This is a genomic window from Mycobacterium sp. SMC-19 (assembly GCF_045310815.1).
Classification (GTDB): domain Bacteria; phylum Actinomycetota; class Actinomycetes; order Mycobacteriales; family Mycobacteriaceae; genus Mycobacterium.
Genome location: NZ_JBJIAM010000005.1, coordinates 158,077 through 175,039, shown reverse-complemented (window position 1 = coordinate 175,039; position 16,963 = coordinate 158,077). Strand labels below are relative to the sequence as shown.

General features: G+C 65.1%; 13 protein-coding genes. 5 read left to right on the top strand and 8 right to left on the bottom strand.

Annotated elements, in window-relative coordinates; all coding sequences use genetic code 11:
- The first annotated feature begins 31 nt into the window (after nt 1-31).
- Nucleotides 32-1,417: a PE-PPE domain-containing protein gene (locus tag ACJH5R_RS13020; protein WP_406757478.1), complete on the top strand. Its 1,386-nt coding sequence runs from the start codon at nt 32-34 to the stop codon at nt 1,415-1,417.
- Here ACJH5R_RS13020 and serB read toward each other — a convergent pair.
- Nucleotides 1,414-2,646: a phosphoserine phosphatase SerB gene (serB, locus tag ACJH5R_RS13015; RefSeq protein ID WP_406757479.1), complete on the bottom strand. Its 1,233-nt coding sequence runs from the start codon at nt 2,644-2,646 to the stop codon at nt 1,414-1,416. The two genes, ACJH5R_RS13020 and serB, sit on opposite strands and share 4 nt — an antisense overlap.
- 52 nt (nt 2,647-2,698) lie before the next feature.
- Entirely contained in the window at nt 2,699-4,423 is a 1,725-nt protein-coding gene (ctaD, locus tag ACJH5R_RS13010) for a cytochrome c oxidase subunit I (RefSeq protein ID WP_406757626.1), read from the bottom strand.
- Between the two features lie 138 nt (nt 4,424-4,561).
- On the opposite strand from ctaD, the gene ACJH5R_RS13005 reads away from it, so the two are divergent.
- Together ACJH5R_RS13005 and ACJH5R_RS13000 are read left to right on the top strand one after the other, a co-directional pair.
- Nucleotides 4,562-5,647 carry an iron-siderophore ABC transporter substrate-binding protein gene (locus tag ACJH5R_RS13005; protein WP_406782101.1) on the top strand — a complete coding sequence of 362 codons (1,086 nt, stop codon included), beginning with the start codon at nt 4,562-4,564 and terminating at the stop codon, nt 5,645-5,647.
- 126 nt (nt 5,648-5,773) lie between these two features.
- Nucleotides 5,774-6,826: an NAD(P)-dependent alcohol dehydrogenase gene (locus ACJH5R_RS13000; protein WP_406782100.1), complete on the top strand. Its 1,053-nt coding sequence runs from the start codon at nt 5,774-5,776 to the stop codon at nt 6,824-6,826.
- Between the two features lie 96 nt (nt 6,827-6,922).
- Here ACJH5R_RS13000 and ACJH5R_RS12995 read toward each other — a convergent pair whose 3' ends face one another.
- Nucleotides 6,923-8,176 (bottom strand): CynX/NimT family MFS transporter, encoded by a 1,254-nt coding sequence (locus ACJH5R_RS12995; RefSeq protein WP_406782099.1) that lies wholly within the window; start codon nt 8,174-8,176, stop codon nt 6,923-6,925.
- A 48-nt stretch (nt 8,177-8,224) separates the two neighbouring features.
- Here ACJH5R_RS12995 and ACJH5R_RS12990 point away from each other — a divergent pair, with 48 nt between their 5' ends.
- A complete protein-coding gene (locus ACJH5R_RS12990; protein ID WP_406782098.1) occupies nt 8,225-8,899 on the top strand; it encodes a FadR/GntR family transcriptional regulator in 675 nt (224 codons plus the stop codon).
- Between the two features lie 5 nt (nt 8,900-8,904).
- Here the strand turns inward: ACJH5R_RS12990 and ACJH5R_RS12985 are convergent, their stop codons facing one another.
- Nucleotides 8,905-9,318 (bottom strand): DoxX family protein, encoded by a 414-nt coding sequence (locus ACJH5R_RS12985; RefSeq protein ID WP_406757484.1) that lies wholly within the window; start codon nt 9,316-9,318, stop codon nt 8,905-8,907.
- Between the two features lie 194 nt (nt 9,319-9,512).
- Nucleotides 9,513-10,718 carry a PucR family transcriptional regulator gene (locus ACJH5R_RS12980; protein WP_406757627.1) on the bottom strand — a complete coding sequence of 402 codons (1,206 nt, stop codon included), beginning with the start codon at nt 10,716-10,718 and terminating at the stop codon, nt 9,513-9,515.
- A 201-nt stretch (nt 10,719-10,919) separates the two neighbouring features.
- Between ACJH5R_RS12980 and ACJH5R_RS12975 the strand changes: the two genes are divergently transcribed.
- The gene (locus tag ACJH5R_RS12975; protein WP_406757485.1) at nt 10,920-13,019 is read left to right on the top strand and encodes a hypothetical protein; all 2,100 of its coding nucleotides are present in this window, start codon (nt 10,920-10,922) and stop codon (nt 13,017-13,019) included.
- 39 nt (nt 13,020-13,058) lie between these two features.
- On the opposite strand, the gene ACJH5R_RS12970 is transcribed toward ACJH5R_RS12975, so the two are convergent.
- The 3 genes from ACJH5R_RS12970 to ACJH5R_RS12960 form a co-directional block, all read right to left on the bottom strand.
- Nucleotides 13,059-14,276, bottom strand: coding sequence for an MFS transporter (locus tag ACJH5R_RS12970; RefSeq protein WP_406757486.1), 1,218 nt, complete (start codon nt 14,274-14,276; stop codon nt 13,059-13,061).
- Nucleotides 14,277-14,336: 60 nt separating this feature from the next.
- Nucleotides 14,337-15,311 (bottom strand): class 1b ribonucleoside-diphosphate reductase subunit beta, encoded by a 975-nt coding sequence (gene nrdF, locus ACJH5R_RS12965; RefSeq protein ID WP_109558875.1) that lies wholly within the window; start codon nt 15,309-15,311, stop codon nt 14,337-14,339.
- Nucleotides 15,312-15,409: 98 nt separating this feature from the next.
- The gene (locus ACJH5R_RS12960) at nt 15,410-16,921 is read right to left on the bottom strand and encodes a flavin-containing monooxygenase (RefSeq protein WP_406782097.1); all 1,512 of its coding nucleotides are present in this window, start codon (nt 16,919-16,921) and stop codon (nt 15,410-15,412) included.
- Nucleotides 16,922-16,963: the final 42 nt, after the last annotated feature.

The window sequence follows — 16,963 nt, the reverse complement described above, 5'->3', positions numbered from 1 at the left end:
CGGTTCTCAGGCTTTGGTTCAGGGGGCTTCGATGATTCGTCTTCCCAGTGTTCTCGCGGTCGGCCTTGTCGGTGCCGGTTTCATCGCCTCCCCCGCTGCCGCGGATCCCGTCGTCCAAGCGGTGCAGCTCGCCGACGCCGAAGCGCCGCTGGGCGGCGGAACGGCTCTGATCATGGGCGGCAGCGGTATGCCCACCCCGGGGCAGACCTACGCGGACACGGTCAACGAGCTCTACCTGGCCCCGCTGGGCTTCACCGGAACCACCCAGATCATCACCACCCCAGAGGCGCTGTACCCCTTCCTCGGCCCGTTCACCGGCACCTTCGACGAGTCGGCCGCAGAGGGCAGCCAGATCCTGGAGCTCGCGATCCTGCGACAGATCGTCGGCGGGCACGTCGATGCCGAGAACCCCGTGGTGGTGTTCGGGTGGTCGCAGAGCGCGGTGATTTCCTCGTTGCTGATGCAGCAGCTCGCCGACGAGGGTGTGCCCAGCGATTACGTGCACTTCGTGCTGATCGGTGATGAGACCCTGCCCAACGGGGGAATGCTGTCCCGCTTCGATCTGCCCGCCGGTGCCCATCAGGACATCCCGAGCCTCGGGTTGACGTTCAGCGGGCCCCAGCCCAGTGACCTGTTCCCGACCACCGTCTACACCCACGAATACGACGGCTTTGCCGACTTCCCGCAGTACCCGCTCAACTTCTTGTCCACCCTCAACGCCGTGATGGGCATCTTCTTCGAGCACGTGACCTACCTGGGCCTGGATCCCGAGGAGATCGCGAATGCGGTGCAGCTGCCAACCTCGTCCGATGACGTCCTGACCGACTACTACATGATTCCGGCCGGCACCTTGCCCCTGCTCGCGCCGCTGGAAGCGCTGCCGTTCGTCGGCCCGCCGATGGTCGACCTGCTGCAACCTGCCCTGGAAGTGCTGGTGAACCTGGGCTACGGCAACATCGAGCACGGCTGGAGCCCCGGGTTCGCCGATGTACCCACGGGAATCGGCTTCTTACCGGACCTCAGTGTCCTGCAACAGGTTCCGCAGGCCCTGTTCGACGGCGTGCAGAAGGGCATCACCGACGCCTTCAACACTTTGATGGACCCGGCCAACTACGTCTATTCGTTGCCGGACTGGGCTGAACAGCTACTCAAGACCGCACAGGCCGTCGAAGGGGGCGATAGCTCGCTGCTGTCCTTCGTGCCCACCACCTGGCAGGACCTCTTCGAAACGTTCCCGCCGCACACCGGTTTCCCGCCGCTGGACATGCTCAGCGCAGTGCTGTTCACCCTGCCCCAGTACAACTACGACGTGTTCATGTCCGAGCTCGCCGACGGCAACGTGCTGGACGCGATCGGCATCCCGCTTGCCGCTGACATCGGATTACTGCCGTTGATCGTGCTCGGCGCCCTGTTCTAGACCGGCGGGATCTCGACCCGGCGCAGCACACCGTCGTGTGCGTCGGCGGCCTCGATCTCAGCACGGGTGACCCCGAGCAAGAACAGCACCGTGTCCAGGTACGGGTAGCTCAGCGAGGCATCGGCCACCTCGCGCAACGCCGGCTTGGCGTTGAACGCCACACCCAGGCCCGCCGTGGACAGCATGTCGATGTCGTTGGCGCCGTCGCCGACCGCCACGGTCTGCTCCAGCGACACACCCACCTGGGAGGCGAACTCCCGCAACGACTCGGCCTTGCCGGCCCGGTCCACCACCGGACCGATCACCCGGCCGGTGAGTTTGCCGTCGACGATCTCGAGTTCGTTGGCCGCCACGAAGTCCAGCTGCAGCTCAGCCGCCAGCGGCTCGATCACCTGCCGGAAACCGCCGGACACCACCCCGCATTTGAAGCCGAGGCGGCGAAGCGTGCGCACCGTGGTGCGAGCACCGGGAGTCAGCTCGATCTGTGCGGCGACCTCGTCGACGACGCTGGCAGGCAGACCCGCGAGGGTGGACACCCGGTGGTGCAGTGACTCGGCGAAGTCGAGTTCGCCGCGCATCGCGGCCTCGGTGATCGCGGCGACCGCGTCCCCGGCGCCGGCCCGATCGGCGAGCATCTCGATGACTTCACCCTGGATCAGGGTGGAGTCGACGTCGAAGACGATCAGGCGCTTGGTCCGGCGCGACAGGCTGGCGTCTTGGAACGCGACGTCGACCTGCTGCTCCGCGGCGACTTTGCTCAACGCGGACTGCAACTGGCCGGCGGCGCCTTCCGGCACCGAAACCCGCAGTTCCAGCCCGGTCACCGGGTAGTCCGAAACGCCGCGGATCATGTCGATGTTGGCGTCGATCTCCGCGATCTCGTGTGCCAGTGCGCCCAGTGCGGTGGCGGCCACCGGCCGTCCCAGGACGACGATCCGGTGCGTGGAGGGCGCCGCGATGATCGGCGCGTCGTCGCTGCGTTCGATCGTGACATCTAGCCCCACGCCGCGAATCGCGGTGGTGACCTCATCGGCGAACGCTGTCCCGTCAGCGACCTTCGGCTCTACGGAGACCAGCACACCGAGCGTGAGCCGACCGCGAACCACGACCTGCTCGACGTTGAGCAACTCCACCTGGTAGCGCGACAGCACCTCGAAGAGGGCCGACGTCACGCCGGGCTGATCGACGCCGGTGACGGTGATCAACACCGGCACCTTGGGCGTGCTCACCCGCGGCGGGCGCCCGGCTCGACCGGGCGCCGCCTCTCCCCCGACAGGCTCATCAAGCGTTTGCGGGTTCGTACAGCTCGTCACCGGGGTGACGGCCGACGTGCGCCTCGGCCCGCAGTCGATCGATCATGTGCGGGTAGTGCAGCTCGAAAGCCGGACGCTCCGAACGGATCCGGGGCAGCTCGGTGAAGTTGTGCCGCGGCGGCGGGCAGCTGGTTGCCCACTCCAGGGAGTTGCCGTAGCCCCACGGGTCGTCGACGGTGACGACCTCGCCGTACCGCCAGCTCTTGAACACGTTCCAGGTGAAGGCGATCATCGACGAGCCCAGGATGAAGGCGCCCACGGTCGAAACGATGTTGAACGCGGTGAAGCCGTCGGTGGGCAGGTAGTCGGCGTAACGACGCGGCATACCCATGTTGCCCAGCCAGTGCTGGATCAGGAACGTGGTGTGGAAGCCGATGAAGGTCAACCAGAAGTGCAGCTTCCCGAGCCGCTCGTCGAGCAGCCGGCCGGTCATCTTCGGGAACCAGAAGTAGATCCCGGAGAACGTCGCGAACACGATGGTGCCGAACAGCACGTAGTGGAAGTGCGCGATCAGGAAGTAGCTGTCGCTGACGTGGAAGTCCAGCGGCGGGCTGGCCAGCATGACACCGGTCAGACCACCAGCCAGGAACGTGACGATGAAGCCCAGCGCGAACAGCATCGGCGTCTCGAAGGTCAGCTGGCCCCGCCACAGGGTGCCGATCCAGTTGAAGAACTTCAGACCGGTCGGGATGGCGATCATCAGGGTCAGCAGCGAGAAGAACGGCAGCAGCACCGCACCGGTGGCGAACATGTGGTGCGCCCACACCGCGGTCGACAGTCCCGCGATGCTCAGCGTCGCGTACACCAGGGTGACGTAGCCGAAGATCGGCTTGCGCGCGAAGACCGGGAACACTTCGCTGACGATGCCGAAGAACGGCAGCGCGATGATGTACACCTCGGGGTGGCCGAAGAACCAGAACAGGTGCTGCCACAACAACACACCGCCGTTGGCGGAGTCATAGACGTGCCCGCCCAGATGACGGTCGACGGCCAGGCCGAACAGCGCAGCGGTCAGCAACGGGAAGACGATCAGCACCAGGATCGAGGTGACCAGGATGTTCCAGGTGAAGATCGGCAGCCGGAACATCGTCATGCCCGGGGCACGCATGCAGGCCACCGTGGTGATCATGTTCACCGCGCCGAGGATGGTGCCCAGACCACCGACGGCCAGGCCCATGATCCACAGGTCGCCACCGGCACCCGGGGAGTGCACCGCGTCGCTCAGCGGGGTGTAGGCGGTCCAGCCGAAGTCGGCGGCGCCGCCGGGGGTGATGAAGCCCGCCAGAGCGATGGTCGCACCGAACAGGAACAGCCAGAACGAGAACGCGTTGAGGCGCGGGAAGGCCACATCCGGGGCGCCGATCTGCAGCGGCAGCACCAGGTTGGAGAACCCGAACACGATCGGGGTGGCGTAGAACAGCAGCATCACCGTGCCGTGCATGGTGAACAGCTGGTTGAACTGCTCGTTGGACAGGAACTGCAGGCCCGGCACCGCCAGCTCGGTGCGCATGAGCAGCGCGAGCAGGCCGCCGATGAAGAAGAAGGCCATACAGGCGACGCAGTACATGATGCCGATCAGCTTGTGATCGGTGGTGGTGATCATCTTGTACAGCAGGCTGCCCTTGGGGCCCGTCAACGCAGGGAAGGGCCGACTGGCCTCGAGTTCTGCGCGAGGGGGTGCTTCGGCGGTCAAGATTCCTCCAAACATGGGCATCCCGGGAAACTTGTTCGAATCCTAACCCCGAGCGTCGCCCGGTCGGTATAGGCCTCCTACAAACTGTCGTATTCGTCTCCTCGAGGGGTGTTCCGCCGTGGGTGTTAACGTCACGGCGTGACCAGGGTGGACCGGCGGGCGGCGTCCGCAGTAGCGCTTTCCGTGACCTTGCTCACGGCCGCCGGATGCGCGGGCGATGCGATGGAAACCGCCCCGACCTCGATCTCCACTACGACGACGATGGTCGCCGGCGCTGGTGTGCTCGGCAATGATCGACGCCCCGACGAGTCCTGCGCGGCGGAGCCGGCGCACCCGGACCCCGGTCCCTCGATGCGCTGGGCCCATAACGCGGCCGAGGTGGAGCCGCCCACCGTCGAAGTTCCCGAGCAGGCCGAGCGCATCGTGGTGCTCTCCGGCGACCAGCTCGACACGCTGTGCGCCCTCGGGCTGCAGTCCCGCGTGGTCGGAGCCGCTGTACCGGACGGCGCAGAGAACCAGCCGTCTTACCTGGGTGCCGTGGTGCACGGTGTCCCGTCAGTGGGCTCGGCCAGCAACCCCGATACCGACGCCATCGCCGCCTTGCATCCGGATCTGATCCTGGGCGCGCAGGGCCTGACGCCCGGGTATGCGGAGCTGGCCGCGATCGCCCCGACCGTGTTCACCGGTACACCCGGCTCGGCATGGGAGGACAACGTGCGCGGTGTGGGCGCCGCGACCGCACGCACCGATGCCGCCGACGAAGTGCTGGAGAAGTTCAGCGCATATGCAACCGAGACCCGCGAGGTCAGCGACGCCACCCACTTCCAGGTGTCGGTAGTGGCGCTCACCGACGACAGCGTGCGGGTGTACGGGTCCGCCGGCTTCGCCGCCAGCGTGCTCAGGGCCGTCGGCGTGGACCGCCCACCGTTGCAGCGATTCACCGATCGGCCCTACATCGAGATCCCAGCTAACGATGCCGATCTGGCCGGCCGGGCGGACTTCTCCGCAGCCGACGGCGACATCGTCTACGTGTCTCTTTCCTCGCCGTCCGTTAAGGCGCGGGCAGCCACGGTGTTCGACAGTGTCGCCTGGCGCCGGCTGGCGGCCAACCGCGACAGCCGGGTGTTCGTCGTCAACAACGAGGTGTGGCAGAGAGGGCAGGGGCCAGTCGCCGCTCGCGGCGTGGTCGAGGATCTGCACTGGGTGAACGCGCCGATCAACTGAACCGGCGCCCCCACTCGCCAAGCCCGCGGTGACCGATCTCACCCCACGGGGACAGACATGGCAGCAAATAACTTTGCTAAGCTATGTTTTTACGTGTCGACGTATATCTGAAGAGGAATCTCCACTATGAGCACCGTTTCCGCTTACGCTGCGACCGCGCCCGACGCCCCGCTGAGCAAGACCACCATCACTCGCCGGGACCCAGGTCCGCACGATGTCGTGTTCGACATCGCCTTCGCCGGCATCTGCCACTCCGACATCCACACCGTCAGAGCCGAATGGGGACGTCCGCAATACCCACTGGTTCCCGGCCACGAGATCGCCGGAGTGGTGACCGCCGTCGGTTCCGAGGTGACGAAGTTCAAGGTGGGCGACCGTGTCGGCGTCGGCTGCTTCGTCGACTCCTGCCGCGAGTGCGCCAATTGCCAGGCCGGGGTTGAGCAGTACTGCACCGGCGGCGGCATGGTCGGCACCTATGCCGGCGTCGGACGCGATGGGCAGCCCACCCAGGGCGGCTACAGCGGCGCGATCGTCGTCGACGAGAACTACGTGCTGAGCATCCCGGACGAGATTCCGCTGGACGCCGCCGCTCCCCTGCTCTGCGCCGGCGTGACCACCTATTCGCCGCTGCGGCACTGGAATGTCGGTCCCGGCAAGCGGATTGCCGTCGTTGGTCTGGGCGGTCTGGGGCACATGGCCGTCAAGCTGGGGGTGGCGATGGGCGCCGAGGTGACGGTGCTGTCGCAGTCGCTGAAGAAGATGGAGGACGGCCTGCGACTGGGGGCCGAGCACTACCACGCCACCAGCGATCGACAGACCTTCAAGGACCTGCGCGACAAGTTCGACGTCATCTTGAACACCGTCTCAGCCAGCCTGGACCTGGGCGCATATCTGAACCTGCTCACCCTGGACGGCACGCTGGTCGAGTTGGGCATGCCCGAACACGCCCTGACAGTGCCGCCGAGTCCGCTGGTTCGGATGCGACGAAGCGTGACAGGCTCGTTGATCGGCGGGATCGCCGAGACCCAGGAGATGCTGAACTTCTGTGCCGAGCATGGCGTGCGCCCCGAGATCGAGGTCATCGAACCGGACTACATCAACACCGCTTACGAGCGCGTGCTGGCATCCGACGTGCGCTACCGCTTCGTCATCGACACCGAGTCGTTGCGGACCGCCTAGCACCCAGCGTTCGCGTCCACCTCGCCGAGCGTGTACTGAGACCGAAAAAGTCGCGAAATCCCCGGTCTCAGTACACGTTCGGCGAGGGATCCGGGCTCAGACGTAGCGGTTGCGCCCGGCCAGGGCGCCCGCCAGTGTCTGCACCAGGTAGACGGCGAGCATCATGAGCCACGGCACGGTCCATCCACCACTGACGTGGTGCAACAGACCGAACATGAACGGGCCGACGCCGGCGAGCAGATAGCCGAAACCTTGCGCCATCCCCGACAGGCTCGCGGTGTCCTGTGCGTCGCGGGCTCGCAGCGCAATCACGGTGAGCGCCAACGAGAACACGCTCATCCCCAGGCCCACCAGCACGCTCCAGAGCAGCGGCGCGGCCGCCGGCGCGATCAGCAGACCGAGCATTCCGGAGATGCCGAGCACCCCCAGTCCGACAATCCATCCGCTTTGGCTGTCGCTGCGGGCCGCCAGCGGCGAGACGATCAGGCTGATCGGCACCGCGATCAGCGAGATCAGGCCGAGCAGTAGGCCCGCGCGCGTTTCGCTGGTGCCGTTCTCGATCAGCACCTCGGGTAGCCAGCCCATCACCACGTAGGCGAGGAACGACTGCGTGCCGAAGAACAGTGTGACGGTCCATGCCAGCTTGCTGCGCAGCAGCGAGCGGCCCTTGGTCGTCGCCGCGGGTGCGGCGGTGCCGGGCCGGTCGAATCCGCGGGCCCCCACCACCCATGCCGCCAGTGCCAGCAACGCCAGCGCACTCCACGCGCCCAGGGCCGAGCGCCAGCCGCCCAGGGCGTCATCGAGCACCGGGGTGACCGCGGAGCCCAAAGCTCCTCCCCCTTGGAGTGCCGCGGTGTAGATCCCGGTCATCAGGCCGACCTGCGCCGGGAAGGATCCTCGGATGATCACCGGGATCAGCACGTTGATCAACGCGATTCCGGCGGTCGCCACCAGTGTTCCGCCGAGCACCACGAGGGGTCCGTCGCAGACCCGGATCAGCAGTCCCGCAATGAGTATGAGCAACGCCGCGGAAACGGTGCGGCCCAGTCCGATCCGCCGCGACAACCACGGCGCGGCCAGCCCCGCCGCGGCGAAGCACAGACCGGGCAACGTGGTCAGGACACCGGCCCAGGTGTCCGAGGCGCCCAATGCGCCACGCATCTCCGGGAGCAGCGGCCCCACGCTGGTGATCGCAGGGCGCAGGTTCAGCGCGGTCAAGACCACCGCGACGGTCAGGAGTGCACCGCCGGCCGCCATCGTCGCCGGCCGGAATTCGGCCGCACCCTCGAGTTCCAGTTCAAGGTCGTGCTCGTACTGGCCGAGTCTGTCGTTGCGGGCGGTGCGGGTCACCTAAAGTAGGATGGCATACATCCTATGATTGGATGAAGGGAGGTAGCTGTGCCGTTGGTCACCACTCGCCGCACCGGCTTGGTGGATCAGGTGATTGAACAGCTTCGCGCCTCAGTGACCGGCGGGGAATGGCCGGTCGATACGCGAATCCCCACCGAGCCGGAGCTCGCCGACGCGCTGGGCGTCGGCCGCAATACCGTGCGTGAGGCGGTCCGGGCGTTGGCCCACAGCGGCCTCCTGGAGGTCCGCCAGGGCGACGGCACCTACGTGCGCGCCACCAGCGAGGTGTCCGGCGCGGTGCGCCGACTGTGCGGCCCGCAGCTGCGCGACGTCCTACAGGTGCGGCGTTGCCTGGAGGTGGAAGGGGCGCGCCTGGCCGCAGCCGCCCGCACCGACGAGGACCTGGCCGAGCTGCGCACCCTGTTGGATCGCCGCGACGGCCACCAGCAGCAGGGCCGACACGAAGACTTTGTCCGGGCCGACACCGATTTCCATCTTGCGGTGGTGCGCTGCTCGCACAATCCGGTGTTGACCGAGTTGTACTGCGGGCTCACCGAGGTGCTGATGGCCAGCGTGGCCACGACGAGCGCAAAACCGGTGCAGGCGGACCAGATCCGGCACCGCGGCCTGGTGGATGCGATCGCCGCGGCCGACGTAGAGGCGGCCGGGCGTGAGGCGGGCGGATTCCTTGACGAGCTGCTGGAGCAGCTCCCGACCCGATGAGCCGCTCAGTCGCGCCGAAGTCCGAGCACCCGTAGCAGTTCCGGCCGGCGCAGGATCAGCCCGATCCACATCAGCACGCCGACATACACCCCGGATAACACGAAGCCGGCCAACGGTTTGTCGGCATGCAGGTTGATCGTTACCGCCCCACCCAGATAGGCCGTCAGACCCAGCGCACCCAGCACCGCGGTGCGCGGGATCAAGAAGACGGCCAGGCACACCAGCAGGACCCAGCCGATCACCGCGGTCTTGTCAGGAGAAAAGCCGAGCGCCTCGGTGCCCTCCCGGGCAAACGACACACCCAGAATCTTCGGGATGGCATCGAACGCGAAGAACAGCCCCAGCAGGGCGGTGATCGCGGCTCCGGTGATCCACGCCCGGGAACGACGCGGCGTGGTGGCGTCGGCGTTTGTCGTCATCATGCGCTCCTTGCATCCGAAGGTCAGTGTGCTGCGATGGGTTCCTCTGCGCGGACGAAACCGCCCTGACCGCAACACTAAGCTTTCTGCCGCGCCAAGGCGGGCGCCACGACCGCGGAATCCACCGAATCGCGCGGACGCGCCGACGGATCGCGGCCCTCGAGCAACTCCTGTGCGTACAACAGCCTTCGAAGTCATCGCGCAGCGGCCACACTCCCGGAGTTGCGCCAGCGCAAAGCTTCCAATGCCACCGCGACATGCACGACGGCGACTTCCAGCGGTTGTGGCAACAGTTCATCGGCGCGAACGAGCCTGCGGTCCACCGTGTTTCGATGTGTGAACAGACGTTCGGCGGTTCGTGCGGCATTGCACTTCTCCTGTATGAAGGTGAGGACCGTCCGCTGCAACTCGGGATCTGCTGACTCGAAATCGCCGAGTGTGCGTTTGATGAAGCGGTCTACCTGATCAGGATCGGCGGTGATCAGCGAGATGAGCTGGGCATCGGTGAAGCTGGCGATCCGCTGGATTGATCCGAGCCGCGTCATTACCCGCTGAGTCGTGATGGCGTCGAGATGGCTGCGCCGGAAGCCGGCGATTCCCGCCGCCGTCGAACCGATCGCGATCCGAACACCGGGCAGTTGACTCATCGCGGCGGCCACCCCGGCCAAGTCGACATCGTCGTTGCCTTGCAACCACACCCATCGGGTATCAGCGCTGGCCAACACCGACAACGACCGACGCTCGTGCCAGGCGTGTATCAGCAATTCCCTGGCCCGATCGAGGTCGGAGAGCTCGACGTTCGACTCGTCGCCCCAGATCACAGCTGCAGTGTGGTTCTGCTCAAGGTTGTAGCCCAGCCGCTTCTCGGCGAGCTGGGAGGTGATCGGCGCTCCGTCGAGGATCAGCGCGACCGTCTCCCGACGTTCAGCGTGCGTTCCGCGGGTAAGTTCGTCGCGTTCTATCTCCATCTGGCGATGGACCTCGACGATCGTCGCACTCAGGAACGAATTGATCGAGCGTTCGGAAACATCGAACAGTTCCCGAATCTCCTCAGGGTCGGATGTCAGCCGGAAAACAATGCGCATCCACAACCGAACCGCCACCCGCTCCGCCATCCGGTAGGTCTCCACGACCGCCACGTTGTCCAGCCCGTGACGAACCAGGTAGCGGGCGAGCGCGAGCGTCTCCGCACCGAGATTGGGTGGCACCGGCTCGCCGGGGTGGCTGATATTGGCCGCCGCCCAGTGCAGCTGGTTTGACCGGTTGCTTCTGGCAATCACCTCGGCGGCAAGCGGATCCCCAGCCATTGCCTGCATGTAATCCGGCGACAGCGTCATCATGTTCACGTCGGCGACCCACGTCTGCTGAGTTTCGACGGCCAGCTTCGCGGCCTCGCGCATCAGCTCCCGGACCCGTCCCGACAGCGGCTCTTCGCTCACCCGGACAGCATATCGACACAGGTTAATTACTCACTACTACGGCGTGCGGTTGGGTGCATATCTCACCTTGCTGGCCTTCCTTCCAGCCGACATACTTCAACCACCAGAAGCCCTTCTTGGTTGACATTTACTCGGCTGACCACCGTTACTCGGGAGAATCACATGTTGCACTTTGGACTGACGCCGTGGACACCTCGCACCTTGGCCGGTGGCCGGGAAGGCGTGGCCTTGGTCGGCGAAGCGGGCTTGTCTGCGGCGCCCGGTCAGGGCGTCGACCCGGCCGCGGAATCGGGCCGGTCTCGGCGTCGCGGACACCGGTTTGCTCGAGCAGTCGGCGTAGCGACCACTGCGACGGTCGGCGCGTTGGCAACGGCAGTGGTTGTCCCCCAGGCTGCGGCAGGGCCGGCCGTGGCCACTCCGGTGAGACTGCTGTCGGATTCGTTGCAGAGCGCGATCAACGAGATACTAAGCGCACAACAACAAGTCGCGACCAGCGTTAGCCAGCTCCCATGGGTTACGCCGTATGACGTCGCGCATCAACTGGGGCCGTATACGCAAATGGTGGCCAACACCATGCTCGCCAGCATCCTGAACATCGAAAACGCGACCCGCGGATTCGACTCGAACGGCCAGATAGCTCCGACCCCGTGGGGTGCCCCCGCCGCCGATCCGTTTCAAATGCAGAACTTTGCGAGTGCCGACAACATTTACATGGGACTCGCCACCGGAGATAAAACCTGGACAGTCACCGTTTACCCCGGTCAGGGCAGCCAGGATATGCTTTTCTCACCGATGGTCGGTGACGGTGTTACGACCAGCTACCTTACGGCCAGAACCGATGATTTCGCCGGATTCACGCCCAACGCCGATGGCAGCTACACCATTATTCTGAGTCCCACCGAGCACGCCGGCAACTGGGTCGATACGCAAGGCTCCGTGTCAACGCTGATCCGTGACACTGTCGGCGACTGGGGGATGATGCACAATACCCTCCGGGTCCACGAAGTCGGTGCGTCCGGATATACGATGCCCGTGTTGTCGACGGACAACATCACGTCAATTCTGCAGACCCTTGGTGCCAACTTCGTTTACCAGAATTCGACGCCCACCTATATCGGGCTGCCGAATGCGATGGCGCAGATTCCGTTCAATACCGTGACAACGCCCGCGCCATCTCAGCCAGGAGTCATCGGTCCGGCGGTCGTCGGCCAAATCAACAGCATGGGCCGCTTTCAGCTTGAGCCCGACCAGGCTCTCATCATCAAAGTGGCCGACGTTCCCGGCCGCTACAGCAGCGCGGAGATCGGCTCCGCATTGAACAACGTCGGCTCACAGCCGGGGTGGGCGACCAGCGTCGGCCAGATCAACGACGCCCAGGCGTTCCATAGTTCCGATGGATTCACCTACTACGTCATCAGCGCTAAGGACCCGGGTGTCGCGAACTGGCTTGATACCAATGGGGCTTCCAACGGCGACATTGCTTTGCGATGGCAGGGCGCGGAGGTCAGCTCCATCTCCCGACCGACGTTCGAAGTCGTGTCGATCGACGACGTCAAGGACTACCTGCCGGTTGACACACCCACCGTCAGCCTCGCGGAACGTGCCGTTGAGCTCCAGAACCACCTGCTGGAATACGGCTACAAGATCAACCAGTATCACGACAGTGGTTGGGTGACGCAGAACCTCGAGATCGATCAGATCAAAGCCGCGATCGGCACCGAGCAGTTCGACGCGATATTCGGCACTCAATTGAACGTGCCATCGGTGCTGGACCGGATGGTGGATCCGATGCTGATGGCCGACCCGGCCACCGTCATTCACGACTTACTAACCACCGATCCCGGCGATACGTTCTCGGCAATCGTGCAGAATATGCCCACGCTGCTGCAGGATATCCAGATGCCCGTGGTTTTGGCGGCGTTGAGGTTGGCCATGCTGCTTGGCAGCGACCCAGGATTTTCAGGCCTGACGACCGGGCTGGGAACGTGGTTGGAGTCGACGTTTACCGACCCGGCCACCAGCATCACTGCCGGTTTTCTCAACGCGCGCGACGACCTGAGCGTTGTGCTCATGAACGCGGACAAGTACTCCGCACTGTCATTCGGCGACCTCTCGCTGGTATCGGACCGGCTGTCCGATTTGCACGAGTCCGTGTCGAACATGCTGGCCGCGGGATTGGCGCATGCCTTGGGTGTTGGCGATAGCAGCGCGGTATTCGACTTCAGCGACGGCACCGCCCTGACCGGCTTGGATCTCTGGTGAGATCCCGGCCGGCCGTGGCCGGAACCGATGCACGGGCGCCTAACCCGTTGTCGTGCTAACCGGTTCGTGGGCGTGCAGAAATATCGCGGTGTAGCCGAACAGGATCACCGCGGTGGCCACCAGCAGCAGCAATCCCACCGCATAGCTGTTGCGCACCGGATCATAGGTAGCGCCCATCACCAGCGGCGGGAAGTAGCCACCCAGCCCGCCGACCGCGGCGACGATCCCGGTGACCGAGCCGACCGAACCGGCCGGGGCACGATGGGACACCCAGGCGAACACCCCGCCGGTGCCGATGCCGAGCGCGACGGCAAGGGGCAGAAACGTCAGTCCCGACCAGATATCGGCGGGCGGTTTGAACACCGAGATCAGCGTCTGCACCGCGATACCGGCCAGCGAGGCCAACACGACGTACTTGGGCGCGATGTGGTCGGCCAGCGTCCCGCCGAGCAACCGGGCCAGCACCGCCGCCAGGGCGAACGCGGCGGTGCGCTCCCCCGCGCCGACCGCGGAGAAGTCGTAGACCGTCTTGATGTAGATGGGCAGGTAGCTGCAGAAGGCCACGAAGCCGCCGAACACCAATCCGTACAACAGCGACATCTCCCACGTCACCCGCAATCGCGCGGCGGCCTTGAGCTTCGGCAGCACCGGGTTGGTGTTGGGCACGAAGCGCGGGCCGTTGCGCATCAGCGCCACACACAACAGCGCTGAAATCGCCAGGGCCACCGCGACTATGAGGTGGGTGGTGAAAAGCCCAAACCACTTCACGAACCGCGGGGTGAAGAACGCCGAGACCGCGGTACCTACCATCCCCATGCCGAACACTCCGGTGGCGAACCCGCGGCGCTCGGGGCCAAACCAGTTGTTGGCGAACGGGATTCCGATCGCAAAGACGGTGCCGGCCACGCCGAGGAAGAACCCCGCCACCAGCATCAGCGGATAGGAACCGATCTTTGCCGCGTACCCGACCGCCAGCACCGGGAGAATCGAGGCCAGCGAGACCCCGATGAACATGGTGCGGCCGCCGAACCGGTCCGTCATCAATCCGGTGGCGATCCGGCCCAGCGCTCCGACCAGGATCGGAGTGGCCACCAGCAGCGCCTCACGGTTGGAGCTGAGCGACAACTGGCTGGCGTACCGCGTCGACAGCGGACCGATCAAGGTCCACGCCCAGAAGCAGATCACCGAGACCCAGGTGGCCAGGAACAGGTTGACGAACTGCTGTGCCCTGGTTTCCGGCTTGGCAACAACCGTCATTCGGCCATGTAAACACGGCGCTGCGGGCCGTGTGAGGCTAATTCAGCCGAACGCGCTTAATCAGAACTCCCAGTCCTCATCCTCGGTGACGACGGCCTTACCGATCACGTACGACGAGCCCGAACCGGAGAAGAAGTCGTGGTTCTCGTCGGCGTTGGGCGACAGCGCCGACAAGATCGCCGGGTTCACGTCGGTCTCTTCGCGCGGGAACAGCGCCTCGTAGCCGAGGTTCATCAATGCCTTGTTGGCGTTGTAGCGCAGGAACTTCTTCACGTCCTCGGTCAGGCCGACATCGTCATACAGGTCCTGGGTGTACTCGACCTCGTTCTCGTAGAGCTCGTAGAGCAGGTCGTAGGTGTACTCCTTGAGCTCACCCTGCTTGGCCTCGTCAACGAGGGCAAGTCCGCGCTGGTACTTGTAGCCGATGTAGTAGCCGTGCACCGCCTCGTCGCGGATGATCAGCCGGATCATGTCGGCGGTGTTGGTCAGCTTGGCCCGGCTCGACCAGTACATCGGCAAGTAGAAGCCGGAGTAGAACAGGAAGCTCTCCAACAGCGTGGACGCCACCTTGCGCTTGAGCGGCTCGTCACCCCGGTAGTACTGCATGACGATCTCGGCCTTGCGCTGCAGGTTGGGGTTCTCCTCCGACCAGCGGAACGCGTCGTCGATCTCACTGGTCGAACACAGCGTGGAGAAGATCTGGCTGTAGCTCTTGGCGTGCACCGACTCCATGAACGCGATGTTGGTGTAGACCGCCTGCTCGTGCGGGGTCAGCGAGTCGGGAATCAGACTGACCGCCCCGACCGTGCCCTGGATGGTGTCCAGCAATGTCAGACCGGTGAACACCCGCATCGTGAGCTGCTTCTCGTGATCGGTCAAGGTCCCCCACGATGGCAGGTCGTTGGAGACCGGAACCTTCTCTGGCAGCCAGAAATTGCCGGTCAGACGGTCCCAGACCTCGGCGTCCTTGTCGTCTTGCACCCGGTTCCAGTTGATTGCCGAAGTGCGGTCGATCAGCTTCACATTTTCGGACACCAGAACCCCATTTCACCCGCCGAAATCTAGGTCTTCGACACTACCCCTGGGGGGCGACAACCCAGGCCAACACAAGAACTTGTGGTCTGCGTGTCGTGTCAGCCCACCCCGGAAAATCGGTACTCCCCCGCCCGCAACGTCCTGGTGGACTGCCAGTACTGCCAGGTCATGCCGCTCCACAGCGTCCGGTTCACACCGTGCTCGTCGAGATACCAGCTGTTGCAGCCGCCGGTGATCCACACCGAGCCGCCAAGCTTGTCCTGCAGCTCGGCGTTGTAGCGGTCCTGGGCGGCCCGACTGGGCGCCAACGCCTGCGCGCCGGCTTGGTCGGCCGCGGCGATCGCCTTGGCGACGTACCGGATCTGCGACTCGATCATGAACACCACCGAGGTGTGGCCGAGTGCGGTGTTGGGACCGAGCAGGAAGAACAGGTTGGGCATATCGGCCACCGCGATGCCGCGGTGCGCCTGGACCCCTTCGCGGTTCCAGCGCTCGACCAAATCCTCGCCATTCGGGCCGGTGATGCCGACGTAGGTGTAGGAGTCGGTGACATGGAATCCGGTGGCGTAGATGATGACATCGGCCTGGTGTTCCACGTTGTCGGCGGTGACGATGCCATCCCGGGTGATGCGGGTGATCCGGTCGGTCACCAGCGTCGTCTTCGGGTCAGCCACCGCGCGGTAGTAGTTGTTGCCGGAGTAGAGGATTCGCTTGCAACCGGCCCGATACTGGGGCGTCAGCTTACGGCGCAGTTCCTTGTCGCGGACCTGCCGCCGGATGTTGAGTTTGCCGGCGGCCTCGATCAGACGCAGCAGGCCGGGGCGCTTGGTCATCGCGAATCCGACACCCTCCAGCGCCCAGTAGATGGCAGCCCGGACCGACAGGCGCAGTCCCGGCACAATCGCGAAGGCGCGGCGTACCGCGTTGGGCAACGGCTGGTGTGGCACCGGTACCACCCACGGCGGAGTGCGTTGGTAGAGCTGCAGTTCAGCTACCCGGTCGACGATCGCCGGCACGATCTGGATTGCACTGGCGCCGGTTCCGATCACCGCAACCCGCTTGCCGGTCAGGTCCACGGTGTGGTCCCACTGGGCGGAGTGGAATGCGGCACCGGCGAATTCGTCGATTCCCTCGATGTCGGGAAAGCGCGGGATATGCAGGCCACCGACTCCCGAAACCAGGAATTGGGCAACGTATTCCCCGCCGTCCTCGGTGAAAACATGCCAGCGAAATTCGTCGTCGTTCCAGTGCGCACGGGTCACTTTCGAACCGAATCGGATCTGGCGGCGCAGGCCGTACTTGTCGGTGACGCCCTTGAGGTAGTCCAGGATCTCCGGCTGCGGGGAGAACAGTCGACTCCAGGTGGCCTTCGGCTCGAAGGAGAACGAATAGAGGTGCGACGGCACGTCGCAGGCGCAGCCCGGGTAGGTGTTGTCCCGCCACGTCCCGCCGATCTCGTCAGCCTTCTCCAGGATGAGGAACTCCACGCCCTGCTTCTGCAGCGCAATGCCCATGCCCAGACCGGAGAACCCGGTTCCGATGATGAGCGCCCGGGTGTGCACCGGCGCCCGGCGGCCGGCATCTTCAGTGGTGTGATCGGTCAGCGTCATCGCGCATCCCTCCCTTGTGGGGTCTTGATGTTCAGTGTGTTT